The organism is Roseovarius aestuarii (assembly GCF_019966515.1).
Classification (GTDB): domain Bacteria; phylum Pseudomonadota; class Alphaproteobacteria; order Rhodobacterales; family Rhodobacteraceae; genus Roseovarius; species Roseovarius aestuarii.
The window spans coordinates 576,378-601,581 of record NZ_JAIMIB010000001.1 but is presented as its reverse complement, the minus strand read 5'-3'; the positions used below and the strand labels follow the sequence as shown (position 1 = coordinate 601,581).

Annotated in this window: 19 protein-coding genes; 8 read left to right on the top strand and 11 right to left on the bottom strand. The window is 57.9% G+C overall.

Going from position 1 to position 25,204, the window contains the following annotated elements:
• Positions 1-3: 3 nt before the first annotated feature.
• The gene (locus LC334_RS02800; RefSeq protein WP_217809097.1) at positions 4-687 is read left to right on the top strand and encodes a WbqC family protein; all 684 of its coding nucleotides are present in this window, start codon (positions 4-6) and stop codon (positions 685-687) included.
• Between the two features lie 62 nt (positions 688-749).
• Positions 750-1,814, top strand: a complete 1,065-nt coding sequence (locus tag LC334_RS02795; RefSeq protein ID WP_176237603.1) for a DegT/DnrJ/EryC1/StrS family aminotransferase — start codon at positions 750-752, stop codon at positions 1,812-1,814.
• 64 nt (positions 1,815-1,878) lie between these two features.
• On the opposite strand, the gene LC334_RS02790 is transcribed toward LC334_RS02795, so the two are convergent.
• The 8 genes from LC334_RS02790 to cysK form a co-directional block, all read right to left on the bottom strand.
• Positions 1,879-2,856, bottom strand: a complete 978-nt coding sequence (locus LC334_RS02790; protein WP_139836274.1) for a sulfotransferase — start codon at positions 2,854-2,856, stop codon at positions 1,879-1,881.
• 73 nt (positions 2,857-2,929) lie between these two features.
• On the bottom strand, positions 2,930-3,817 hold the full coding sequence (locus LC334_RS02785; protein ID WP_085798681.1) for a glycosyltransferase: 888 nt from the start codon (positions 3,815-3,817) through the stop codon (positions 2,930-2,932).
• 148 nt (positions 3,818-3,965) lie between these two features.
• Positions 3,966-5,426 carry an ATP-binding protein gene (locus tag LC334_RS02780; RefSeq protein WP_085798680.1) on the bottom strand — a complete coding sequence of 487 codons (1,461 nt, stop codon included), beginning with the start codon at positions 5,424-5,426 and terminating at the stop codon, positions 3,966-3,968.
• 7 nt (positions 5,427-5,433) lie between these two features.
• Positions 5,434-6,477, bottom strand: a complete 1,044-nt coding sequence (locus tag LC334_RS02775) for an adenylate/guanylate cyclase domain-containing protein (protein WP_085798679.1) — start codon at positions 6,475-6,477, stop codon at positions 5,434-5,436.
• The gene (locus LC334_RS02770; protein WP_085798678.1) at positions 6,467-6,838 is read right to left on the bottom strand and encodes a group I truncated hemoglobin; all 372 of its coding nucleotides are present in this window, start codon (positions 6,836-6,838) and stop codon (positions 6,467-6,469) included. Before LC334_RS02770 ends, LC334_RS02775 begins: the two co-directional genes overlap by 11 nt.
• Before the next feature lie 182 nt (positions 6,839-7,020).
• A complete protein-coding gene (locus LC334_RS02765) occupies positions 7,021-7,161 on the bottom strand; it encodes a hypothetical protein (protein WP_176237602.1) in 141 nt (46 codons plus the stop codon).
• A gap of 302 nt (positions 7,162-7,463) precedes the next feature.
• Positions 7,464-8,879, bottom strand: a complete 1,416-nt coding sequence (locus LC334_RS02760; RefSeq protein WP_085798677.1) for a pyridoxal phosphate-dependent decarboxylase family protein — start codon at positions 8,877-8,879, stop codon at positions 7,464-7,466.
• A gap of 27 nt (positions 8,880-8,906) precedes the next feature.
• Entirely contained in the window at positions 8,907-10,058 is a 1,152-nt protein-coding gene (gene cysK, locus LC334_RS02755; protein WP_085798802.1) for a cysteine synthase A, read from the bottom strand.
• Between the two features lie 388 nt (positions 10,059-10,446).
• Here cysK and LC334_RS02750 point away from each other — a divergent pair, with 388 nt between their 5' ends.
• Complete coding sequence (locus LC334_RS02750) at positions 10,447-12,705, top strand: ATP-binding protein (protein WP_085798676.1); 2,259 nt, start codon at positions 10,447-10,449, stop codon at positions 12,703-12,705.
• A complete protein-coding gene (locus tag LC334_RS02745; protein ID WP_085798675.1) occupies positions 12,702-13,412 on the top strand; it encodes a response regulator in 711 nt (236 codons plus the stop codon). The genes LC334_RS02750 and LC334_RS02745 overlap by 4 nt, the downstream gene beginning before the upstream one ends.
• 14 nt (positions 13,413-13,426) lie before the next feature.
• Here LC334_RS02745 and LC334_RS02740 read toward each other — a convergent pair whose 3' ends face one another.
• Positions 13,427-14,488 (bottom strand): DMT family transporter, encoded by a 1,062-nt coding sequence (locus LC334_RS02740; protein ID WP_223412853.1) that lies wholly within the window; start codon positions 14,486-14,488, stop codon positions 13,427-13,429.
• Positions 14,489-14,833: 345 nt separating this feature from the next.
• Between LC334_RS02740 and LC334_RS02735 the strand changes: the two genes are divergently transcribed.
• The 3 genes from LC334_RS02735 (at position 14,834) to LC334_RS02725 (ending at position 20,363) form a co-directional block, all read left to right on the top strand.
• Positions 14,834-15,961, top strand: a complete 1,128-nt coding sequence (locus LC334_RS02735) for an efflux RND transporter periplasmic adaptor subunit (protein ID WP_085798801.1) — start codon at positions 14,834-14,836, stop codon at positions 15,959-15,961.
• A 1-nt stretch (position 15,962) separates the two neighbouring features.
• The gene (locus LC334_RS02730) at positions 15,963-19,091 is read left to right on the top strand and encodes an efflux RND transporter permease subunit (protein ID WP_085798673.1); all 3,129 of its coding nucleotides are present in this window, start codon (positions 15,963-15,965) and stop codon (positions 19,089-19,091) included.
• 480 nt (positions 19,092-19,571) lie between these two features.
• Complete coding sequence (locus tag LC334_RS02725; protein WP_085798672.1) at positions 19,572-20,363, top strand: DUF3800 domain-containing protein; 792 nt, start codon at positions 19,572-19,574, stop codon at positions 20,361-20,363.
• A gap of 10 nt (positions 20,364-20,373) precedes the next feature.
• Here the strand turns inward: LC334_RS02725 and uvrB are convergent, their stop codons facing one another.
• Both uvrB and LC334_RS02715 read right to left on the bottom strand, forming a co-directional pair.
• Positions 20,374-22,575: an excinuclease ABC subunit UvrB gene (uvrB, locus tag LC334_RS02720; RefSeq protein ID WP_085798671.1), complete on the bottom strand. Its 2,202-nt coding sequence runs from the start codon at positions 22,573-22,575 to the stop codon at positions 20,374-20,376.
• A 190-nt stretch (positions 22,576-22,765) separates the two neighbouring features.
• Positions 22,766-23,755: a type I glyceraldehyde-3-phosphate dehydrogenase gene (locus LC334_RS02715; RefSeq protein ID WP_085798670.1), complete on the bottom strand. Its 990-nt coding sequence runs from the start codon at positions 23,753-23,755 to the stop codon at positions 22,766-22,768.
• A 171-nt stretch (positions 23,756-23,926) separates the two neighbouring features.
• Between LC334_RS02715 and LC334_RS02710 the strand changes: the two genes are divergently transcribed.
• On the top strand, positions 23,927-25,159 hold the full coding sequence (locus tag LC334_RS02710; protein WP_085798669.1) for an MFS transporter: 1,233 nt from the start codon (positions 23,927-23,929) through the stop codon (positions 25,157-25,159).
• Positions 25,160-25,204: the final 45 nt, after the last annotated feature.

The following is a 25,204-nucleotide window of genomic DNA, read 5'->3' as shown; positions in this document are numbered from 1 at the left end:
ATAATGCAGCCCTATTTTCTGCCCTATATCGGCTATTGGCAGATGATGCAGGCGGTGGATGAATTCGTGGTCTATGACGACGTGCAGTTCACCAGGGGCTGGATTAATCGCAACCGGCTGCTTTGGAATGGAAATGCCGAAACCTTCACACTACCGCTGCGCAAGGGCAGTACGAGGGTTGGAATCAATGAAAGATATCTGACCGATCATTGGGACGAGGCGTGCCGTGACCTGCAGAAGAAGGTGGCGCATGCCTACGCCAACGCACCCTATTTTCAGAATGTGTCGGCGCTGCTGGGTAGGATATTGCAACCCGACAGCCGCAATCTTGCCGATTTTCTTTATGCATCGCTGATCGAGGTTAAGGCCTATCTTGGCATTGATGTGCTGCTTCTAAGATCGTCCGATCTGCAGGCCGGGCAGGGTCTTAGAGCGGCCGAGCGTATTCAGGCGATCTGCAAGACGCGTGATACGAAAATCTATGTCAATGCACCGGGCGGACGTGATCTCTATGACAAAAGCGATTTCAGCTCTCATGGTATTGAGCTTAAATTCATTCAATCCAGCGATGTCGCCTATCGTCAGTTTGACGCCGAATTCGTGCCTAACCTGTCCATTCTTGATGTGATGATGTTCAACGACCCTGCTGAGATACGCGCGATGCTGGGATGTTACACGCTGGAATGACCGGTGCCCCGCTTGCGCTGGTGCGGGCGGGCTGATAGCCACGCATGCGGGGTTCGCCCCCTGTGATCTTTCAAGAAACCGAGGGCCAGCGCGTGATAAGATTTGTCGAAAACAAGACCCCTGCGATGGACCGTGTCTCGACCCTGCTCGAGGCCTGCGCCAGAGAGAACCTCTGGGCAAATCGGGGGCCGCTCTATCACCGGATGGCAGACGCTTTCGCCGAACACTTGCAAGTGCCGGAGGGCGCGAGAGTGACACCTTGCGCCAATGGCGGCGTGGCACTGGAGGCGATGGCGCGTCTGCACGAGCAGGCTGCCGGACAGAAGCTGCGTTGGGTGTCGTCAAGCTTTACGTTTCAGAACATGGGGCGCGGCTACTTTGCGGATGTGACATTTGTCGATTGCGATGCCCGCGGGATGCTCGATCTAGCGGCGCTCAGGGCGCTTGACCCGGACAGTTTTGATGGTGTCATCGTGGTCAATACACTGGGCATGGTGCAGGATTTTTCTGACTATATCGATTTTGCCAAAGAAACCGGTAAGGCTTTGCTGTTTGACAATGCGGCAGGTGTTCGCGCCGGCATTCCCGATTGGCCGTGGCAGAGTTTCAGCCTGCACCAGACCAAGCCCTATGGGCTGGGCGAAGGGGGGCTGGCGATCACCCCGGCAGACCAGGCCGAGGAATTTTATACGCTTCTCAATTACGAGGCGCCGCCCGAAGCCGCACATTTGTGGATGAACAACGGCAAGATATCGGATATCGCCTGCGCGTTTCACATCAGCCGGCTGGAAGCGGTAGAAGAATGGACGCCGCGCTATCACGAACAGGCCGCACGTATCGAAGAAATTGCCCGGGAAATGGGCCTGCGTCCACTGCTGCCCCCTGATGGGCCGACACCGAAGACCAGCTGTGCATTCCTGTCGGTCGAGCCGATCCCGCTGGAGCGTTTGCGCCTGACCAAGCACATCAATTTTGCCAAGTATTACAAACCCCTGGCGGATCTGCCGATGACGCAGGACGTGTATGCGCATATCGTAAATATCCCCACTCATCCCGACATGGGCCAGGCGACGAAAAGTCAGATCACGGAAGACCTTACCCGTCTCATGACGGGTGCGGATGCCTGACGTGGCAGCGCGAAAATCGATAGGTTAGCGAGCTGTTCTTGATATGAAAATCAAGGATGGCGCGTTAGCGTCTTTGGTAATCCTTGAAAGCCATTGCCACGTCTTCCGGTATGGCAGGCACGGACAGATTGGTGGGGGGCAGGGTGTTCGCCCCCTCCAGCGTCAGGCCATTCTTCGCATAAAGCGCGCGCAGTTTTTCGAACGAGCCATTGGGGTCGCCGCAAAGCTCGGCATAGTCCAGTGTCAGCCACCGTGTTTTTGGCAGGGCGTTCAGTTGCTTGTGCAGGTCACTGCGGATTGTCTCGATCTGCCCCATGACCTGTTCCGGGGCGGGAAAGGCTTTTAGTGCTTCGTGGTTCGGCGTTCTGAAAGAATACCATGTATTCTCATCGCCATGCATCCGTTCGCGCGCGCGCAGAAGCGACCATGCCGCATGCGCCGGGTCACGATCGAGATTTAGAAAAACCGCCTCTGGCATGTTCGCGGCGAAGCTGTCGAGTTGATGGTTGATGATCATGCCCTTGGTGGCAACGGGCCGGGCCCGAACGCTTGAAAGCTCGCGCAGTTTTTTGCTGAATTCTTCAAATTGAGCCACGGTGGCCCGGGTCAGATCAATCCCGATATCCTTGTCGTCGGGGAAAATGGCCCGCCAGAAATACCAGAACTCATTCGGGGCCAGCAGGCCGCGCGTTTTGCCTAGTTCGGAATTCTGTTCCGGGCCATGGTAACTGACATCGGAAAACTCTCCACGAAAGTCAAAATCGGGATCGGTGAGCATCTGCTGGGTCATCGCGCCAATAAAGGGTGACCGCCAGAAACGGGCGATGAAGTTCGATGGATAAGAGAATGCGCCGCTCGCTGCGAGCCATTGCATGCAATAGGTGGTGCCGCTGCGCGGTGTGCCCAGGATGAACAGCGGTGCTAGGGACGGCGTATCGCCACCGGGCATCGTGGTTCCGGCGATTGATGTGTTCAGGTTTTTCAAAAGGGCTTCGAGCCGGGCGTTCCTTTGAAAGGCCGATGTCCTGTCCGATTGGGTCAAGGTAATCTCCTGATCTGCGAAACGCTGTTTTCGTGGCAATCGCCGGTACGATGTCTGCTGCCCGGGCGCGACATCAGATACCGATCAATCTTCTGATCTTAAAGAGTGGTTTCTGAAAGACGCCCAATATCTCATCGACCCCGTTTCGAAGCCTGCGCGCCTTGTTGCCCGCAATTTGCTGTTCCGCTGTTAACGGGACACCGGTGCTTTCAGACTTCCAGTAGGCATCAAAGGGTTTGGGGGCATATTTTGCCACGTAGGCCTGCACGATTTGGGTCTTTGCCACGCGTTCCTCAAGCGATTTGCCAAACCACATGTTTTTGTCGTGAATGCGGTATTTGGTTGCTTCGATATGGATCAGCCCGATCCAGCCTTTGCGGGCAATCAAAGCGAATTTCGCGTAGTCGCCAAAACCGATCTCGTCAAAGTCCGACGGCAGTTTGGGCAAGGCCGAACGCCTGTGCATCACCGCCGAAGACAGTAGATAGTTGCCGGGCGCCAGATTTTCGAAACAGGTCCGCTCGCCGCGCTTTCCAGGCGGGGGAAAGTGTTCGATGGTTTCGCCGGTATTGCTGTTGAAGAAGATCGAATGGGTCTGGCTGATCATGCACCGCGGGTTCTTATCCATGAAGTCAACCTGGATCTGAAGCTTATCCGGTCGAATCCAGAGATCGTCACCATCCAGATAGGCGATATATTGCGCCTTGTAATGCGGCCAGACCAGTGACGCGATCCTGCAGCCCTGCTGAAACTGGTTCTCTTCCTGAAAAATACATTCGAAACGGCCAGGGTGGCGCTTGGCATAGTCCTGAATGATTTCACGGGTGCCATCGGTCGACGCGTCGTCGTGGATCAGGATCTGGTAATCATGCGTCGTTTCCTGCGCAAGGATACTGTCGAGCGTTTCCGCGATGAAGGGGGCATGATTGTAAGTCGGCACAACCACCTGTACTTTTGGCATTCTGGTTCTCGTATCTGGTCTGGTTGCGCCGCTGGCAGGTGTTTGCGTCACTCTCTACCCTCAAACAATAGTATTGGGAACAATGTCAGTCGCGCCGGGGGCGCGCGTCTGCCGCAACGCCTTTGCAGGATGGTTTTTGCCAACATGTTCATTCGTTAACGGCGATCGGCAGTTCAACGGAAAAAGTGGCCCCGGGGGTCGTGGTCCGTTCAAGGCTGATCTGACCCTTGTGGGCGGCGATGATGCGGTGGCAATAGGCCAGCCCGACCCCGGTGCCAACATCCTTGGTGGTGAAAAGGGGGTCGAAAATGCGGGTTTTGATGTCATCGCTAATACCCGGGCCGTTGTCGGTGACCCTGAGCGTGAGCGTATTGGCATTCCAGTGGCATCCCACCACGATCTGGTCCCCGACACCCGCCTGCTGCATGGCCTGTATGGCATTGGTCAGCAGGTTGATAATGACTTGTGTCAGCTGCACCTCATCGGCGATGACGGCGGGGGCATCCGGATGTGGCGTGGCGTCAAGCCTGATATTGACGGTTTCAGCCTCGTTTGCCACTGCTTCGATTGCGTTCTCGATCAGATTGGCCAGGTCCTGCGGTCTGAGGTCGAGCGGCTGTTGACGCGCGAGGGACAGGAAAGAGCGAATGATACGAACACAGCGATGCGCGGCCTGACTGAGCTTGCCGACACGTTGTTTCAGGCCCTCGTCTTCAATCTCTTCATGCAGGATTTCGGCATTACCCACGATGATCGACAGGGGGTTGTTCAACTCGTGGGCAACGCCCGCCAGCAGCTCCCCCAGGGCCGAGAGCTTTTCGGATTGAAACAACTGCTCTTTCTGACGGTCCATTTCAGCCTGAACCGCCAGTTCGTCGGTCAGGTCTTCAACAGTTGCGACAATGACATCCTCGCCGCGATAGTCGATCAGCCTGGCCGAAATCTGTGCCGGAAATTCGGTCTTGTCCGGGCGCAGGCAGGTGACGCGCATGTCGTCGATGGCGGCGTCGGGCAGCAGCAGCGTGACGAAATCGGCGCGCTCGCTGACATGGGCGAAATGCGAAAAGCTGCTTTTGTCGGTGCCCAGCAATTCCGTGGCGGCGGGCGAGCGATAGAGGATTTGCCCGTCAGCGATGCGCGACATGATAAGGCTGCTGGGACATGCCTCGAGCACTTTGCGCAACAGGATTTCAGCATCACGCGCCGCTTCGGTATCATCAACCGGACCGATGGCTTCGGATTGGGTCAGCGCAAAGCCGCCATCGCTTGTTGGCCCTAATCTTAGAGTGAGGGTTGTCGCCGAAGTCGCCGGCATCTGTACGTTGTTTGAAGGGCTTACGGTATCGCTCAGCCCGGTCTCGATGGTGTTCAGGCGTTTACTTACCGGCAGCGGCATGGCGCCCCGATTGACCGCCTCGTGTAGGAAAAGCGACCAGGACAGACCGGGTTTCAGGATATCCGATAGGCCCGGATAGGCGTTGCGAAAGCTTGTATTCACCAGGCGCAACCGAGCATCCGCGTCAAAGATGGCAATCCCGTCTTGCAGCAATTCGGCGATATCGCGCATCGCTTTGTCGGCAGGAAGTTGGATATCCGGTGCCGCTTGCATAGTCACATCAGCCTTTCCGGTCCTGATCGGCTATTTCCTCGATCAGCGCAAAACCGTTTTCGAACGGTTTGGTGTCACCCGTCACCGCCGAGGCAAGGAATTTGTCGCTGACCTGACGAGCAAAATCCTGATTTGTCGCAAGGGTCATCGGCTGCGCCGCGGACCGGGATTTGAGTGCCGCGGAAACGGTTGGGCCAAACACATCGTAAATGTAGTTTTGGGCGCCAACAACCGAGCCGATGACCGATCCGGCGGCGACGCCGATCCGCGCGTTCCACTGGATTGGATGCGTTGCGTTGCGACGTTCCAGATATCGCAGGAACCGGACAGCGGAACTGGCAACGGCCTTCGCATGGCCTTCGTTCGGGTCCGGCACGCCTGACACGGCGACATAACTGTCGCCATTGGTGCGGATGCGCTGGCAGCCGAATTGCGCCCCGATCCGGTCGAATGCGCTATAGATATCATTAAGCTCACTGACCACGACGCCGGGTTCATTCTCGGACAGCAGGGCATCGAAATCCGTAAAATCCAGCGCCAGCACCGAGACCGGACCAAAGAGGCGCGGCGAGACCACGCCGAAAGTCTTGTACTCTTCATAGGCGGCACGCGGCATCATGTTCAGAAGCAGTTTTTCCACCTGCTCCTTCTCGCGTTTAATCTCATGCGTATTGCGTTCAACCATCATCGAATAGGAATCTATCATTGATTCCAGTTCCTTGATGCGAGTGATGTTCTGACAGACCAGCACGGCGATGTTTTCGCTCGCGTCATCAGCGCGGTTGAATTCCAGCGCCACGGTCATTTTGCGGCGACGCAGCTTGAAAGAGGTTTCGGTGGTCAGTTTTCCGCCACTTTCTATCGCGGTCTTGAGCTCATCGAGATCGAGCGACGGGAAAAAATCGGGCACGGTCGAAGCGCCCTCGTTTTCACCGAACCATTCGTTGAACGTATCGTTCCGGTAGCGCACCGCGTAGGTGTCGAGCGCAATCAGGGCGACGCCCACGCCGATTGCACGTAGTAATTGTTCATTGATGGCTTCAATTGACATTGGGTTTCTCGACCAAAAGCGAGCGCCGGTCCTCGAACGCGCTGAGCACTGTCTTGATATCGTCTTCAGCCACGTCAAAATCGGCCAGCGTTTCCGACACGATCGCTTTCAGCTTGTCGAAATGCAGATGGTCGATGTCCATGTGGCTGTGGGCGCGTTCAATGTGATCGTCGGTAAACGAGGCTGGCCCGCCCATCAGCGACGAGACGAATTTCGTCTGGTGGTCGATCAGTCTGGGCATGTCGACATCATCGAAGAATGGCCCGACATCATCATCTTCAAGCAACCTGTCATAGAGCGACAGGACGATTTTGCTGACGGTTGAAAAACCGCCATATTTGTCAAAAAGTGCCTTTTCCATAAATCCCCCAATTCACGCTAATGGCGCGACGCCTTGCTTTTGGCATCAAGCCAGCGCAACCGGATTTTCGCAAGATTGCCTTAAACGGTCAATGTTTTCAATTTTGTAAGTCCTAGAAGTATTTGGTTTGTGACGTCAGGCCGTGCAATCGCGCCCCGGCTGATAAGCCAGGCGCCCACATCTCAGATCATCGCGACGTCAAATTCGATACGTTGGAAATATCCTTGTTTTGTCTCGGGCACGGGTTTTGAACGCCCATTGCGGGCAGAGGTGAGCGCCATCTGGGATGCAGCGAAGCGGTTGCTTATCTTGAAGCGGGCCATGTTATTTTCCTTTCTGTGGTCAAAGTCGTTTGGCTCCAAAGCCTGACAGATGATGTGTCCCCGAACACGGGGCAGGGAGGTAAGCGAGGAGATATCTACCGCGCCCGGGTTGTGAGACAGGATAAGATTTCTGTGTTTCAGCCCTTGGTCGCGCCTAGCGGTATTGCGTTTCATATGTTTCAGCAAAACCGTGCCCGAACGCGTGGCGCCGGATATCCGGCATAGAAGGAAAAACCCCGCCGAATTTCTCCGGCGAGGTTTCAGCAAGCGACACCGTGAGTGGCCGCTGGCCTTCCGCCTGACTAGCGGCGGATATCGTGCCAGAGCGCTTCGATTTTTTGCGCAAGCGTCTGGATATGCTCCGGACCGGTATCAACGCTGATGATCGAAACCCGCAGAACGCAACGCTCTTGCCAAGTGGCGGTTCGAAAGAAATGCTGCCCGTCGGCGTTCAGCGCCGCTTCCATCGCCTGGGTCATTCGGTTGGCATCGGCATCACCCCGGCCCCGGTCAAAGGACAGGATCAGCTGGTTCAGCATCACATCATTATGAATCCGGATACCGGGCAGCCTGCGTAGCTTATGGGCAAGAAGGCTGGCGCAGTCGCAATGGTTGCGTATCATGTCCGCGATCCCTTCACGGCCCAGCGCCTTGAGCGTTGCCCAGACCGTGAAACCACGTGCACGCCGCGACAGTTCGGTGTTGAAGTGAGTCGCATTGCGACCGTCATCAGGGTCGTCGGGCAGATAGCCGGCGGTGATGTTCATGGCGCGGCGATGGGCCTGGCTGTCCCGGACGATGGCAAAACCCGCGTCGAAGGGGATTTGCAGCCATTTGTGTCCATCCGTTGACCAGCTGTCTGCGCGATCAATCCCGTTGGTCAGGCTGCGGGTCGAAACGCTGGCGCGCGCCCAGAGGCCAAAGGCAGCATCGACATGCAGCCAGGCGCCATGCCGTTCGGCCAGATCGGCGAGGGCGTGGAAATCGTCAAAGGCACCCGAATTGATGTGACCGGCGGTGGCGACGATGATCCGGGGGCCGCTGACCCTTGCCACATGCCGGGCGATGTCATCGGTGATCATCCGCCCCTGATCATCGCAGGCGACCGCGACGATGTTGTTGGTTCCGAAACCCAGATACCGCAGCGCCGCAAGGTTCGACGCGTGAGTGTCTTCGGCGACGAACACTGTCACCGGTGGCGCATATTGCAGGCCGGTTTCGGCAAAGTCGTAACCGGCCCGGCGCAGCAGTTCGTCGCGAGCGGCGGCAAGGCCGATGAAGCCTGCCATTGTTGCACCTGTGGTGATACCAACGGATGCCTCGCGCGGCAGATCGAGAATGTCGAGCAGCCAGTCGCAGGCGGTCTCTTCGGCGGTAGCGGCGGCTGGCGAACCTTGGTAGAGCGCGGCGTTTTGCCCCCAGACCGATGTCAGCCAATCTGCGGCGACACCAACCGGATGCGAACTGCCCATGACCCAGGCGTGGAACCCGGGCTGAGTGTTGCCGACCAGCCCGGGCTCTGCGGCCTTGATGAGATCGGCAATAACCTGTTCGCCGGGTTGGCCCTTGGCGGGCAGATCGCCGCCAAAGGAGTTTCGCAACTGGGCCAGTGTTGCCGTCGGATGCAGGTTGGTCTTGCTCTCGCGATACCCGGTTGCATAGGCCGAGGCTGCAGCAAGCGGACCTGCGAGGGTGGGGAAGGAATGTACCTGTTTCATTTTGACGGCTCCTGTTGCGTCGGAAGTTTAGGCGTCGACGCTCTGTGTTGGCGCGTTGGCCTGACGGCCGGTGGTGATCGGGGTCTGCGGAGTGCCGTTGCTGACGGCGTTACCGGCTCCGTTAGGGGTGGGTAGGTCGAAACGCGCGCCCGGCGTGGAATGCGACAGCGCCATCTCATCTGCGGTCATGTCAGTCGGCACGTCCTCGAACAGCGGGGTTGAGAGATAGCGCTCTCCGGTGTCTGGCAGCATGGCGAGGATTTTCGATCCCTTGCGTGCCGACCTGGCGATCTGAAGCGCGGCGGCGAAGGTGGCGCCGCCGGTGATGCCACAAAAAATGCCTTCCTTGCAGGCCAACGCCTTGGCCATCGCCAGGGCATCTGCCCCGGCAACCGGTTGCATCTGGTCGATATAGCCGGCTTCAAGTGATTGGTTCGCCAGATCCGAGATGAAATCGGGCGACCAGCCCTGCATCGGGTGCGGGCGGAATTCGGGGTGGCTGGCGGCGGCGCTGCCATCTGCATTGAAGGGCTGCACCATGCCGCTGCCCATGAGCCGGGCATTGTCCGGTTCGGCGGCGATAATTTTGGTTTTTGGGCTGTCTTTCTTCAGCACGCGGGATACGCCGGTGAGGGTGCCGCCGGTGCCAAAGCCGGTTACCCAGTAATCCAACCCATCCTTGCCAAAGTCGCGCAGGATTTCCTGCGCCGTAGTGCGGCTATGTACTTCGGTATTGGCGGGGTTTTCAAACTGCCGGGACATGAACCAACCATGTTTTTTAGCCAGCTCGCGTGCCTTGGCCACCATGCCGCTGCCCTTTTGCGCGGCCGGAGTCAGGACAACCTTGGCCCCCAGGAACCGCATCAGCTTGCGGCGCTCAACGCTGAAACTTTCAGCCATGGTCACGACCAGCGGATAGCCTTTTTGTGCGCAGACCATTGCCAGACCAATACCGGTGTTGCCGCTGGTGGCTTCGATAACGGTCTGGCCGGGTTTGAGCGACCCGTCGCGTTCGGCTGCTTCGATGACGCCGAGTGCGAGACGATCCTTGACCGAGCCCATCGGATTGAACGCCTCAAGCTTGACATAAAGATCGACGTCGTTAGGGCCGATATTGTTGATTTTCACAATCGGCGTGTTGCCGATCGTGTCGAGAATGGATGCCTTGATATGGGACATGTGGTCAGACCTTTCGTTGTGGTGCCGGGGCCGTGCCCGGATGACAGGTTGCGGGAAAATCGCGGTGACACCGCGGTCGGGCGGGATAAGGCGCGTTGGCTGCACCGGGGGGTGGAAATGTATGTTTCATCCTGGTTTTCCTTCGCGTCGGATTGTTGCGATTGGAAAACTTCTGAAGGGTCAAGGTTGCAGTCTGTTGTCACCCAAGGCGCTTTTTCGTTTCAGTATTGAAACTTCCGAAGTAAAAAATCGAAAAATTGAAAAATACAATAAATACAATATAGTAAGGCGGAGCGTTGGATCAGAAACCGGCCGCTGCTGTTACAATTGAAACAAAAGACTGCCTTCCCGAAAAAGGGCTGAAACATTGCACGGATAAAAAAAGCCTATGACAATCGGAACTGAACCAGCGACTTTCGAACGCAATCCCGAAGCGGCAGATCTTGTGTGGGATGCGATTGAGGCTCTATCCGAAGGCATCGCTGTCTATGATTCCCAACATCGGCTCGTCACCTGCAACCAACGCTATGTCGACATGTTTCCAATGATCGGCGACCTGATCGAGCGCGGTGCGGTCTGGGAAGATCTGGTCAGGGCTGGCGCCGAGAGGGGCCAGTATGCGGATGCTATTGGACGGGTCGAGGAATATATGGCCGAAAGACTTGCATCGGGGCGGGCGTTCACAAAGACAGAGGGCCGTCAAAAACGTATTGTCGCACTGACCGACGGCTCGTTCTACGAAACGCGATTCAGCCCGACAAGCCGAGGCGGCTTTGTGGTCACGAATATTGACGTGACCGAGCGCCTTCAGGCCGAAGCGGTTGTTCGGGAACAGGAAAACATCCTGCGGACGGTGCTGGAAACCAGCCCGATGGTGATTGTTATGGCGCGGCTTGAAGATGGTCGCATTCTCTACCGGTCGCCCGGCGCGGTCTCGCTTTTTGGTAATACGAGCAGCGCGTTAGAGCATTATGTGAAGCCTATTGACCGTGAAAACTATATCAGCGAGTTGCGAAAGAAGGGCCGGGTTGACGATTATCACATCACCCTGCGGAACGCGGCCGGAGAGCTTTGTGCCACCACATCATGGGGTCGTTTGGTCGAATTCGAGGGTGATACCTACGTGGTGACCGCCATCATGGACCTGAGCGATCAGCAAGAGCGCGAGGCGATGATCCGCCGCGTTCTCGAAGCGTGTCCCACGCCAATTCAGATGACCAAGGCGGACACGGGCGAGGTGTTGTTCAGCAGCCCCGAAACGATATCGCTTTTTGGCCGGGTCGACAGCTCCAAACAGTTCTATGCCGATCCCGATACCCGCGCAGGTTATCTTAAAAAGCTGCGTCGCAAAGGATCGGTCACGGAATTCAAGGCTCAGTATCTGAATGCCAAGGGCGAACGGTTCTGGGGGGCGGTCTCGGCGCGGCTGATCGACTATGATGGGGAAGAGGTGATCGTGTCGCACACTCGCGATCTGAGCGAGCAAATGCAGATCGAAGAAGAACTCGCGCAGCAGCAGGACCAGCTTTATCAGAATGAAAAGCTGTCGGCGATGGGAGAATTGCTGGCCGGGGTTGCCCATGAACTGAACAACCCGCTTTCCGTTGTGGTAGGACATTCACTGATGTTGCGTGAAGATTGCAAAGACGCCGAAACCTTGCGCCAGGTGGAAAAGATCAGCCATGCCGCTGAACGCTGTGCCAAGATCGTCAAGACCTTTCTGACCATGGCGCGTCAGCAACCGGCCCGGATGCAGCGTGTCGATATCAATGAGATTATCCAGACGGCGGTGGACGTGGCGCGCTATGGTGACAAGGGTGATGGCGCGTCGATGGAATGCCGGTTGGCCGAGGGCCTGCCCAAGCTCTGTGCCGATCCGGATCAGATCACGCAGGTGTTCATCAACCTCATTCTGAACGCTGAACAGGCGATGCGCGATGGCGAAACAGGCTCTGAAATCACCGTTACCAGCCGCGCGACAAAAGACAAGAAGGGGGTCGAGATCATCGTCAAGGATGACGGGCCTGGCATCCCCGACAGCATCCGCGGTCGGGTATTTGAACCGTTTTTCACAACCAAGGATGTCGGCGAGGGGACCGGTATAGGGCTGGCCTTGTGCCATCGGATCATCCAGTCGCATAACGGCAGCATTTCCCTGTCATCTGCGCCCAAAGGCGGCTCGGTCTTCAGGATTTTCCTGCCCGTCGATGTCGCCGCGCCCCCGAAGCCGGAAACCAGGCAAATACACCAGCCGACTGATCGCAAAATCCGCATTCTCATTCTGGATGACGAAACCGAGGTCGCGGAACTTAATGCAGAAATTCTGACACGCAGCGGATTTGAGGTGGATGTGTTCAGCCAGGCGAGCAAAGCGGTGCAAAGCATGCAGCAGCATGAGTACGGGCTGATCCTGAGCGATCTGAACATGCCCGAAACAGACGGGCGCGGATTTTTTGAGATTATCAAGCGGGACTTCCCGCACCTGATTGACAAAACCGGATTCGTAACCGGAGATACGATGGGGCGTGCCTCGCAAACCTTTCTGGCCGAGTCAAAGCGGCCTTGTGTTGAAAAACCCGTATCACCCAAGGAGTTGCGTGGTTTCGTCGCCGATATCATCGCTTCAGCAGAGCAGGAGCCGGAATGAACTCTACCTCAACCATATTAGTGTGCGATGACGAGCGCGATGTGCGCGAGATGTTGCAGGAATACCTGTCTAAGCGCGGCTTCAATATCGTTGCTGCCGCGAACAGCGATGAACTGCGCGCGCGTCTGGACGAAACAGATATCGACCTGATCCTTCTGGATATCAACATGCCGGGCGAAGATGGGTTAACGACGTTGCGGTCGCTTCGGACGAGCAACCAGGTCCCGGTGGTGATGCTGACGGCGGCGGGCGAGGTGATTGACAAGATCGTAGGCCTTGAAATGGGGGCGGATGATTATCTGGCGAAACCCGTCGACCTGCGCGAGCTTGAAGCGCGCGTAAAAGCGGTGCTGCGACGCAAGGCCGAACCGGTTGATAAGCCCACCTCCGGTGAGGCGCCGGCGACCGCTCCTTTCGGTGAATTTACACTGGACCTGACCGCGGCGCAGCTAAAGACCTCCGGCGGGGACGAAGTGCCGCTGACTGCGATGGAGTTTAACCTGCTAAGCCTTTTTGCCCGTAACAAGGGCCGTGTTCTCAATCGCGATCAGATCCTCGAGCAGGCACATGACCGGTCGTGGGATCCGTTTGACCGCAGCATCGACATTCGTATCTCGCGTCTGCGCCGCAAGATCGAACCGAACCCGCAGAAGCCTCAGATCATCAAGACTGTCCGTGGGATCGGTTATATTTACGATCCGGATTGAACGCGCCACTGAAATCACCCACCGACGGGCGCCAGGCAATAAGCAGGCCGCGGGGCAAGTGCCCGGGCGAAACCACCTACCGCGATGACAGGCTGCCAACGCCGGATACGCGGCAGGATCGGCGTCTTCATCTGGCCAATGCAGATCGCCATCAGGATCAGCGCGCCGCCCGGCAACAGGCCCGCGCCGGGGTTTTCACCCAAGAGCAGCATGGCAAAGATGATGCCCGCCACCGGAGAGAAGGATGATGCCAGCGCCATGTCACCAGAGCGCGCGTATTTCAGGGCAAAGAACCAGGCCAGCTGACCGATTACAAATACGATCCCCGCATAGACCCATATCCATTTCAGCAAAACCGGTGAGAAGATGTCCTGAAACTGCTGAGGCCCTTGCAGTGTGACGATCAGGACGAAATAGATCACCGAGCCTGCCGCCGTGCGGTAGATCGAGAAGATGCCCATAGGGATAGCTTTCAACGCGCGGCGGGCCACGATGGCCGAGGCGATATAGGACAGGGTGGCCGCCGCGGCGACGACCTCACCCATGCCAAAATTGCACTCACCGCCTGCTTCGCGCAGTGAAATCATCAGCATCGCGCCCAGCAAGGCAACAAGGCCAGCCCCGAAGGCACGCGGATTGACCCGTTCTTTCAGGAACAAACCTGCAGCCAGCAAAAACAGCGGCGGTTCGATCCGGCTGACCAGCACGACGTTGGTGACGCTTGAATGCTCCAGTGCGAAAAAGAACAACCCCGGGGTCAGCGCTGACGACAGAAAGGCCGACACGGTCAGCAACCCCCAGTCGCGGCGCGAGAGGCGGCGCAGATTTGCACGGGTCCAGTCGCTCCGAAACAAGATTGCCATCGGGATGAGCGAAATCAATGACCCCAGAAACAGCAGGTTGGTGAAGGTGATCGCATTGCGCCCACCGGCCACGGGGTTCGCGGCGCCAATATCGACAAGCAAGCTGGCGATGGAATTGGACGAGGCGTAAATCAGCACACCGACCCAGGCAAAACCCATGCCAATCTGGGCGGGGGTGAGCCTTCTGAAGTAATTCTGAGTATTGGTCCGCATGACGGCGCTCCGGTTCATTGGAATGCGCAGTACTTAGAAAACGGATGTTTCGGGTGGATTTCCCGGTTTGTGTCACCGGGTTTCGTTTGTTTCGGGATCGTTTCGATGGGCGCGAAACCGGTATGAAATGAAACTTTGGGCGTTAGGGCCTGGCTGATTATTCTTTTGTTCTTTTGGCTTGCGTGTCAGATACGGTTTCTCTTGTGCAAAATAATCGCGACCAGTGTGCGCTATTGGATGTGTCAACCTTGGTTGGATATGACTAAGGTTGTCTTATGACACGAATGCCAATCGCGCCGGGACGGAATGCCCCCGGCCGACCGCATTATTTTGAGGGATCGTTTCATGAAAATAGCCACCACTGCCGGTATTGTCCTGATGCTGCTAAGCTGCATCGGCCCTCTGAGCGCGCAACAGGGACCGCCGCCCGTGACGGTTGCTAAGCCGGTGGTGAAGGAAATTATCGAGAACGACGAATTCGTTGGCCGGTTCGAGGCCAAATCCGAGATTGAGCTACGCGCGCGGGTGTCCGGCTATCTGAGCGAGGTCCATTTTACCGATGGCCGCGTTGTCGAGAAGGGCGATCTGCTTTTCACGATTGAGCAGCGGACTTTCGAAACGGCGCTGAGGCAGGCGACAGCGCAGATTAACGTGGCGCAGTCGACATTTGATTTTGCGCAGGAGCAGCTTGAGCGGGCCGAAGCGCTGATCACCAACGGCAACATCTCGCAAAGCTCGGTGGATCAACGACGCGAGGCGTTTCTGGCCGCACAAGGTGCGCTGGAGCAAGCCCGCGCGGCCAGTGAACTGGCCCAGATCGACCTTGAGTTCACGGAGATCCGCGCGCCGATCTCGGGCCGGATCGACCGCAGGCTGGTTAATCCGGGCAATCTGGTGACGGCAAATGAAACCGTGCTGACCTCGATTGTCTCAAGCGATCCGGTGTATTTCTATTTCGACATTGATGAGCGCTATTTCCTGTCCTATGCGCGCGATGCCCGCGCCCGGGGCGTGCCGTTGCAGGAGGGCGGTGGCGGGCTGGAAGTGACGGTCATGCTGTCGGATGAAAGCATCCCGCCGCAGGTCGGTGTGCTGGACTTTTCGGAAAACCGGATCGACCGTGAAACCGGTACGATGCGGGTCCGCGCGGTCTTGGAAAACCCCGATGACATTCTGACGCCGGGCCTTTTCGGGCGTATTAACGTGCCTGGATCACTGCCCTATGAGGGGGTGCTTGTCCCTGACCAGGCGATCGTCGCCGATCAGAACCGCAGGCTGGTGATGACCGTGGATGGTGAGGGGAATGTCGTGCCGCGTGAGGTGGATATCGGCCCGAAAGTCGATGGGTACCGGGTCGTCCGCTCGGGTCTGGACGGGTCTGAAACCATCGTTGTCGAAGGTATGGTGCGCGCCCGGCCCGGCGGTGTTGTAACGCCCGAGATGACTGAACTTCCGCTGGTTGCGGAGAACTAGGATGGGGCGCTTTTTTGTCAATCGCCCGATTTTCGCGGCGATCGTGTCAATTGTCATGACGATTATCGGGCTGGTCTCGTATTTCCAGCTCCCGATTGAGCAATACCCGCAGATCGCGCCGCCCTCTATCGTCGTCAACGCGGCCTATCCGGGTGCCGATGCCGAAACCATTGCCGCCACGGTGGCAACGCCGCTTGAGCAGGAGATTAATGGCGTAGAGGGGATGCTCTACCTGTCCTCTTATTCCACCGCCGATGGCTCGATGAGCCTGACCGTTACCTTCAAACTGGGCACGGATCTGGATGTTGCGCAGGTCCTGGTACAGAACCGTGTTTCTGCCGCCGAACCCCGTCTGCCGCAGGAGGTGCGTAACCTTGGTGTAACTACCACCAAATCCTCGCCCGACCTGATGATGGTCGTGCATATGCTGTCACCGGATGAAACCTTCGATCAGCTTTATGTTTCGAACTATGCCCGCGCCCGAGTGCGGGACCGGCTGGTCCGGCTCGACGGTGTGGGAAACCTCTTGCTCTTTGGCGAGCGCGAGTTTTCCGCCCGCGTCTGGCTCGATCCGGACAGGCTCTCGTCGCTGGGTCTGACGGCAGGTGATGTCGTGAATGCGTTGCGCGAACAGAATGTGCAGGTTTCGGGAGGCTCTCTCGGTGCTCCGCCCAATCGTGTTGGCAGTGCCTTCCAGATTTCGGTGACAACTGCCGGAAGGCTGGAGACACCGGAAGAATTTGGTCAGGTGATCGTGAACTCGACCGAGGATGGCCGGATCGTGCGTGTCCGCGACGTGGCGCGCGTCGAAATTGGCGCCCGGTCCTACGGTACGAACTCGTACCTCAACAACAAGCCCGCCGTGGCAATGGGCATCTTTCAGCGACCGGGGTCGAACGCCCTGGCAACGGCAGATGAGATCATCGCCGAGATGGACAGGTTGAGCGCGGATTTCCCGCCGGGCCTCGAATACCAGGTGGTCTACAATCCGACCAATTTCATCTCGGCGTCGATCAATGCGGTCTACACCACGATCCTCGAAGCGGTGGTGCTGGTCGTCATCGTCATCCTTGTCTTCCTGCAAAGCTGGCGGATGGCGATTATCCCGCTGGTCGCCATTCCAATTTCGCTGATCGGGACCTTTGCCATCATGCTGGCGCTTGGCTTCACGCTGAACCTGCTGACGCTGTTCGGGTTGATCCTTGCGATCGGTATTGTCGTTGATGATGCCATCGTTGTGGTCGAAAATGTCGAGCGTATCATCAAAGAGGGCAAATCCCCGCGCGAGGCCGCACTGGTGACGATGGACGAGGTCTCCAGCGCCATCGTCGGCATGACGCTGGTGTTGATCGTGGTATTCATCCCCTCGGCTTTCGTGCCGGGCATCACCGGGCAGTTCTACACCCAATTCGCGGTGACGATATCGGTAGCCACGATCATCTCTGCGCTTATATCTCTCAGCCTGTCGCCCGCTCTGGCAGCGGTTCTGCTGAAGCCCGAGGGGGAAACGGCGAAGAGCCCCTTGGCGCGGTTCGCCGATGCGCTGAGCCACGGATTCAACCGGGGCTTTGACCTGATGGCCTCGACCTATGCCCGCATCATAGCCTTTCTGGTGCGGTCATGGGCAACGCTTGGTTTGTCCTTGCTTGTTTATTTTGGCCTGCTGGGGGCTACCGCCTGGACCATCCAGACCGTACCGACGGGCTTCATCCCCGACAGCGATCAGGGCTATGCCATCGTGGTTGTGCAGCTTCCCGACGGGGCCTCGCTTGAACGCACAGACGAGGTGACGAAACGCGCGACGAATATCGCCCTTGAAACGCCGGGTGTCGAAAATGCCGTGGCCTTTGCAGGGTTTTCTGGCGCGACCTTCACCAATGCCTCCAATCAGGGGGTGATTTTCACCACCTTCGAAAGCTTTGAGGACCGCAAGGAAAGCGGCCTGAGCGCTGGCGCCATCGTCGGCAACCTCTTTGGGCGGATGCAGGGGATACGCGAGGCGTTCATCATCGCCATCGCACCGCCATCCGTACGCGGCGTCGGCACCGGTGGCGGGTTCAAGCTGCAACTGCAGGAGAAGGAAAGCGCCGACATGAACCGCGTTCTCGGCGCGGCCTATGCGATCATGGGCGCGGCGCAGCAATCCGACAAGGTGACCGGTGTTTTCACCACCTTCTCGGCCAGCAGCCCGCAGGTTTTCCTGGATATCGACCGGGTGCGCGCACAGATCCTGAACGTGCCTATCGGTGCGATCTTCGAAACCTTGGCGATCAATCTTGGCTCGGCTTACGTGAACGATTTCAATGCTTTCGGGCGGCTTTTTCAGGTGCGCGCGCAGGCGGATGAACGCTTCCGGCTGGAGAATGCGGATATCGCCAACCTGAAGGTGCGCTCCGCCACCGGCGCACTAATTCCGCTTGGTACGCTGGTGGCGATCCGCGATACGGCGGGCCCGGTGCTGGTGCAGCGCTACAACCAGCTTGTCTCGGTCCCGGTGCAGGGCTCTGCCGCGCCGGGGGTGTCGACCGGCGACGCGCTGATCGCCATGGAGCAGCTTGCCGAAGCGGTGCTGCCGCCGGGCATCGGATACGAGTGGACTGAACTGGCCTTGCAGGAGCGCTCGCAAGGCAATACCGCCGCCTATATCTTTGCCCTTTCGGTGCTGCTCGCCTTCCTGTTTCTGGCCGCGCTTTATGAAAGCCTGACCCTGCCATTCGCGATCATCCTGATTGTGCCGTTGTCTATTCTCGCAGCCCTTGGCGGGGTCACCTTCCGGGGCATGGACAACAATATCCTGACCCAGGTGGGGCTGATCGTGTTGGTCGGGCTGGCGGCGAAAAACGCCATCCTGATCGTCGAGTTCGCCAAACAGGCGCGCGAGGCGGGCATGGGCATCGTCGAGGCCGCGATCGAGGCCAGTCGGTTGCGCTTGCGCCCCATCCTGATGACCGCCTTTGCCTTCATCCTCGGCGTCGTGCCGCTGATGATCGCCACAGGGCCGGGGGCCGAGATGCGGCAGGCGCTGGGCACGGCGGTCTTCTTCGGCATGCTGGGCGTTACGATCATGGGGCTGTTTTTCACACCGGTTTTCTACGTGGCGATCATGCGGCTTTTCTCACGCAAGAAGTAGTGGATCGCGCCCGGCGCCGCGAATCAGCGTTAACGCGTTGAAATCGCTGAGAAGGGGCTGCCTGTATCACGTCGGTATTGCGTCGGTGCGGATGGCTGTATTGGGCGGGTTTAACAGGTCGACCGTTGCGTTTTGCGGAGATGCAGCGCTCGTTGACAGGTTTCGCCCGTTCATCAGCTCCGGTCCGGAATCAAGGGCGAAGCCCGCCGGGCCAGCGCCGACCCGCCCCCATGGGGCGGCGCTTTGGTGAGGTATGTGCGCCAAACTGAGCGAGGAGGTATTTGGCAGGGATAAAGTGCTCCGAACAGATGTTGGAAGCGCCACCCCGCGGGTCGGCGCTGTCCCAAGCAGTACAGTTTAGAAAAGTAGATGTAGTGGGGACAACCGGCTCATGTTTGACTAGAACGCGGATTGGCACTGCTGCTTCACTTGCTATGATCACCATAGAAAAATCAAATTGCCGGATACATATCAAAAGCCATGAAATTTACATTCTTCGTTGATGAAAGTGGCCAATCAGGTATCAAAAAAATTCGCAGCAAGACAGAAGGTGGTGCTTCACGCTATATGACCTTAGGGGGCGTTCTTGTTCCCAATCAACTACGCAACGGCATTCGAAACCGCTTATCCAAACTAGCTTCAGAATTTGGTAAGCCTGATCTCCACTGTTCAAAAATCAATCACAATCAAATTTGTCGATTCACTCAGGAGTTGGCGAAAGAGAAAATTCTGTTGTTCGGTGTCATATCGCTCAAAGAAACGCTCGGGTCTTATGGCGAAGACATTGAGGGAGACGACAAGCGGTATTACAGCAAATGTGCGCAGTATATCCTTGAGCGACTTGGATTGTTTTTAAAGTTGAATGGAATCGCAGAGGATGATGTCTCCATTTGTTTCGAAGAAGGAAACTTCGATTACTCGGCTCTGCGTGGTCTCGTAAGTAAATGTCGGCAAAATCCGATCTGGGCTGCAACGAAGAACTTGAAGCACATCAACCCTAACTCAATTTATTGTTCTCCAAAAGAAAACGAAAAACTGCTTCAGACGAGCGACTTGGTCGCACATGCATTGTTTAGATGCGTCGACGATGGACCTTCTACTTATGGAATTAAGGAAACTCGTTATATCAATGAGTTAAGGCGGAGATTTTTCCGTGAAAAAGAAACGCAAAAAATCATTGGATACGGGATATACCCGGTTCACAAGCTGAATCAAATCAAAGCAGACCCGCCAGTCAGAGAGTTTTTGAATGGTTTATTGGCGGAAGGTTAGGTTCATAAATCTACCTCTTCCGCCGCTTCACGTTTCCGCCCCGTTGGCCCGGTCTCCCGGCTGTAGACCGGCCTTTTCTACCTTTGGCGGCTTCACCGGCAGCTTCGACGGCGGATTGGCGGGCGAGGGGGTCGTCGGCGATGGCTAGGTCTACGGCTTCGAGGCGTTTGATCTCGTCGCGCAGGCGGGCGGCCTCTTCGAATTCGAGGTTTTCGGCGGCCTTGCGCATGTCCACCCGCAGCCCGTCCAGATGGGCCTGCAGGTTGGCGCCGTGGAGCGGTTTGTCGACCTTTGCCGTGACGCGGTTCATGTCCACGTCGCCTTTGTAGAGCCCGGCGAGGATATCCTCGACATTCTTCTTCACCGTCGCAGGCGTGATGCCGTGTTCCTCGTTATAGGCGATCTGCTTGGCGCGGCGGCGGTCAGTTTCGCCCAAGGCGCGCTCCATCGAGCCCGTGATGCGGTCGGCATACATGATCACGCGCCCGTCGGCGTTGCGCGCGGCGCGGCCGATGGTCTGGATCAGCGAGGTTTCGGAGCGCAGGAAGCCCTCTTTGTCGGCGTCGAGAATGGCCACCAGCCCGCATTCAGGAATATCCAGCCCCTCGCGCAGCAGGTTAATGCCTATGAGCACGTCAAAGGCCCCGAGGCGCAGATCGCGGAGAATTTCAATGCGTTCAAGCGTGTCGATGTCGGAATGCATGTAGCGCACGCGGATGCCCTGTTCATGCATGTATTCGGTCAGATCCTCGGCCATGCGTTTGGTCAGGGTCGTGACGAGGGTGCGATAGCCGTCGGCGGCGACCTTGCGCACCTCATCGAGCAGGTCATCGACCTGCATCTCGACAGGGCGGATTTCGACCATCGGATCGAGAAGCCCGGTGGGCCGGATCACCTGTTCCACGAAGACGCCACCGGTCTGTTCGATCTCCCACTTGGCGGGGGTGGCCGAGACAAAGACCGATTGCGGGCGCATGGCGTCCCATTCCTCGAACTTCAGTGGGCGGTTATCCATGCAGGAGGGCAGGCGGAAGCCGTGCTCGGCCAGGGTGAACTTGCGACGGTAGTCGCCCTTGTACATGCCGCCGATCTGCGGGACCGAGACGTGGGATTCGTCGGCAAAGACGATGGCGTGATCGGGGATGAATTCGAACAGTGTCGGCGGCGGCTCCCCGGGGGCGCGGCCGGTGAGGTAGCGCGAGTAGTTTTCGATGCCGTTGCAGACGCCGGTGGCTTCGAGCATTTCCAGATCGAAATTGGTGCGCTGTTCCAGCCGTTGCGCTTCGAGTAATTTTCCTTCGGAAACAAGCTGATCCAGCCGGATCCTCAACTCTTTCTTGATGCCAATGATGGCCTGCTGCATGGTTGGCTTCGGCGTCACGTAATGCGAGTTGGCGTAGACGCGGATATGGTCGAAACTGTCGGTTTTCTCGCCGGTCAGGGGATCGAATTCGGTAATGGATTCAAGTTCTTCTCCGAAGAAACTCAGTTTCCAGGCGCGGTCTTCGAGGTGGGCGGGAAAAATCTCGAGGCTGTCGCCGCGCACCCGGAACGACCCGCGCTGAAACGCCTGATCGTTGCGCCGGTATTGCTGGGCCACCAGATCGGCAATCACCTTGCGCTGGTCATAGTCGCTGCCCGTTTTCAGATCCTGCGTCATAGCGCCGTAGGTTTCGACCGAGCCGATGCCGTAGATGCAACTGACCGAGGCGACGATGATCACGTCGTCGCGCTCCAAGAGCGCGCGGGTGGCCGAGTGGCGCATCCGGTCGATCTGTTCGTTGATCTGGGATTCTTTTTCTATGTAGGTGTCTGAGCGCGCTACATAGGCCTCGGGCTGGTAGTAGTCGTAATAGCTGACGAAATATTCGACCGAGTTCTGGGGAAAAAACCCCTTGAATTCCCCGTAAAGTTGCGCCGCGAGGGTCTTGTTGGGGGCGAGGATGATGGCCGGACGTTGGGTTTCCTCGATCACCTTGGCCATGGTGTAGGTCTTGCCGGTGCCCGTGGCGCCCAGCAGCACCTGATCCTGTTCGCCGTCATTGACGCCCTGTGACAGTTCCGCGATGGCGGTGGGCTGATCGCCGGCAGGCTGAAACTCGGTCTCCATCACGAACCGCTTGCCGCCTTCCAGTTTCAAACGTTCGCGCACATCCGGCGCGGGCGCATGCATCATCGGCATGTCGGTCTTGTCGGAATGGGCGTAGGGCATGGCAGGTCCTCCGGGTCCGCTCCACATTTGATGTTTCGGCTAGCCACTTCAAGTCCGGTTACGGCTATTCCCGGGCATGCTGACGAAATCTGGCAGGATGTTTTCACAAGCGCCACGCCACCCGAGGAGGAGGCCGGAGGCGGGCGACGAGAAAATCTGCGCGCGTGAAACGCGCACAATTTGGTAGCAGCTACCGGTTGCCGATCTGGTGCGCCATGTCGAGCATGCGCTGAGAAAACCCCCACTCATTATCGTACCAGCCGAAGACGCGCAGCAATCCGCCTGTCGAAACCGAGGTCTCGCGGCCCGAAAGCACGATGGATTCGGGGCGCGCGCGCAGATCTGACGAGACCAGCGGCTGATCGGTCCAGCCGAAAACGGTTGAGCTGATTGCGGCCTCTTGCAAAAGCCGGTTCACCTGTCCTTCGCTCACCTTGTCTCGGGTCTGTATTGTCAGGTCGATGGCCGACACGCTTGCGGTTGGTACGCGAATGGCGCGCGCCTCAATCCGGCCCTTGAGATGCGGCAGCACGAGGCCGGTCTGATGCTGGGCCGAGGTTGTTGTCGGCACCATGCTGAGTGCCGCGGCACGCGATCGTTCGGGCGCATCACGGGGTTTGTCGATGGTCGGCTGGCTGCCTGTATAGCAATGCACCGTCGTCATCTGACCGCTGATGATGCCATAGGCGTCATCCAAAAGTTTCGCCAGTGGTGCCAGCGCGTTGGTGGTGCAGGACGCGTTGGAAATGATGCGCTGGTCGCCGAGTTCATGTTCATTGGCCCCCATTACAAGGGTGATATCTGCCTCAGCCGATGGCCCCGAGACCAGCACGGCACGCGCGCCAGCGACAAGGCCACGCTCAGCCACGGCGCGGGTGCCGCCCATACCGGTGCATTCCAGCACCAGGTCGACCCCCGACAGATCAAGGGTCGAGAGATCGGTGGCGTTCAGAAACGGGATGCGGCGCCCGTTCACGGTCAGGGATTGCTCTCCGGTCGTAACCTCACCCGGAAAGGGGCCAAAAACGCTGTCATACTTAAAAAGATACGCGCAGGTCCCCAGAGGTTCGATTTCGTTGATGAGTTGCAGATCAAAATCCTGTCCGTCCTGCAGCAGGATACGCAGGATGGTGCGGCCGATCCGGCCGAAACCATTGATGGCGATCTTGATCTTGGGCATGGGACACCTCGGGGCCTGATTGGCCCAATCGCTAGCGCAACGGGCGGGCGGGGGCCAGAGGGGCCATACAATGTTAGGTGAAGTCGATACAATGGTGCTGAGGCACGCCTGTGTGCTGGTGCACAGAACCCGGCCTCGCCAAGCCTGTACAATCGGCGTAAGGGACGGGGCATGACCAAGACTGTCCCCTTGGGCGAGGCTAAAAGCCTGCCATTCTGGCGCCGACCAATCACGCTGCTCTTTCTGATGGCGGCGGCGATGCCGGTTGCGTTTTCGACCTGGTCTGCACTTCTGAACAATTTCGTCATCGAGGCGGCGAATTTCGATGGCTCGGATATTGGCTGGCTGCATACGGTGCGCGAGATCCCCGGCTTTTTCGCCATCGGCGTGATCGCGATCATCATCTTCATGCGCGAGCAGGTGCTGGGGTTGGTTTCGCTGATCCTGCTGGGCGTCGCGACGGCGATGACGGCGTGGTTTCCGTCGCTGGGCGGCATCCTGACTATCACCATGCTCAGCTCGATCGGGTTTCACTATTACGAGACGGTCAACCAGTCGCTGCAGCTTCAATGGCTCGACAAGCGGACCGCGCCCAAGATGCTGGGCTGGCTGGTCGCCGCGGGGTCGGGCGCGACGCTGGTGGCCTATGTGCTGATCGTGATGACCTGGGAGGCGCTTGGGCTGACCTATAACACGGTCTATCTGATCGCTGGCGGCTTCACCGCGCTGGTGGCGCTTTTTGCTCTTTTTGCCTATCCGCAATTCGAGGCGCCCAATCCGCAGATCAAGAAGATGATCCTGCGGCGCCGCTACTGGCTCTACTATGCGCTGCAGTTCATGGCCGGCGCCCGGCGGCAGATCTTTATTGTCTTCGCGGGCTTCATGATGGTCGAGAAATTCGGCTTCGACGTGCATGAGATCACGGCGCTCTTCATGATCAACCTTGTGGCCAACATGTTATTCGCGCCGCTGGTGGGGCGCGCTGTTTTCGGCTTTGGCGAACGCAACGTGCTGATCTTTGAATATGTCGGGTTGGTGATCGTGTTCCTGGCCTATGGCGGCATCTATTTCTTTGGCTGGGGCGTGTTGCTGGCCGCCGTGCTCTACGTGATAGATCACCTGCTGTTTTCGATGGCGATGGCGCTCAAAACCTATTTCCAGAAAATCGCCGACCCGGGCGATATCGCGCCCACAGCCGCTGTGGCTTTTACCATCAACCATATCGCTGCCGTCTTCCTGCCGGCGGGGCTGGGCTATCTCTGGCTGGTGTCACCCGCGGCAGTGTTTCTGATGGCGGCAGGCATGTCACTGGTCTCTTTGCTGATGGCCTTTCTGATCCCGCGCCATCCCGAGAAGGGCAACGAAACCGTGTTTTCACGCTTCGCGCCTGCACCGGCGGAGTAAGGAAGAGTTCAGAGCGACCGTGTTGGCGCTGGCTTTCGGCGCAAT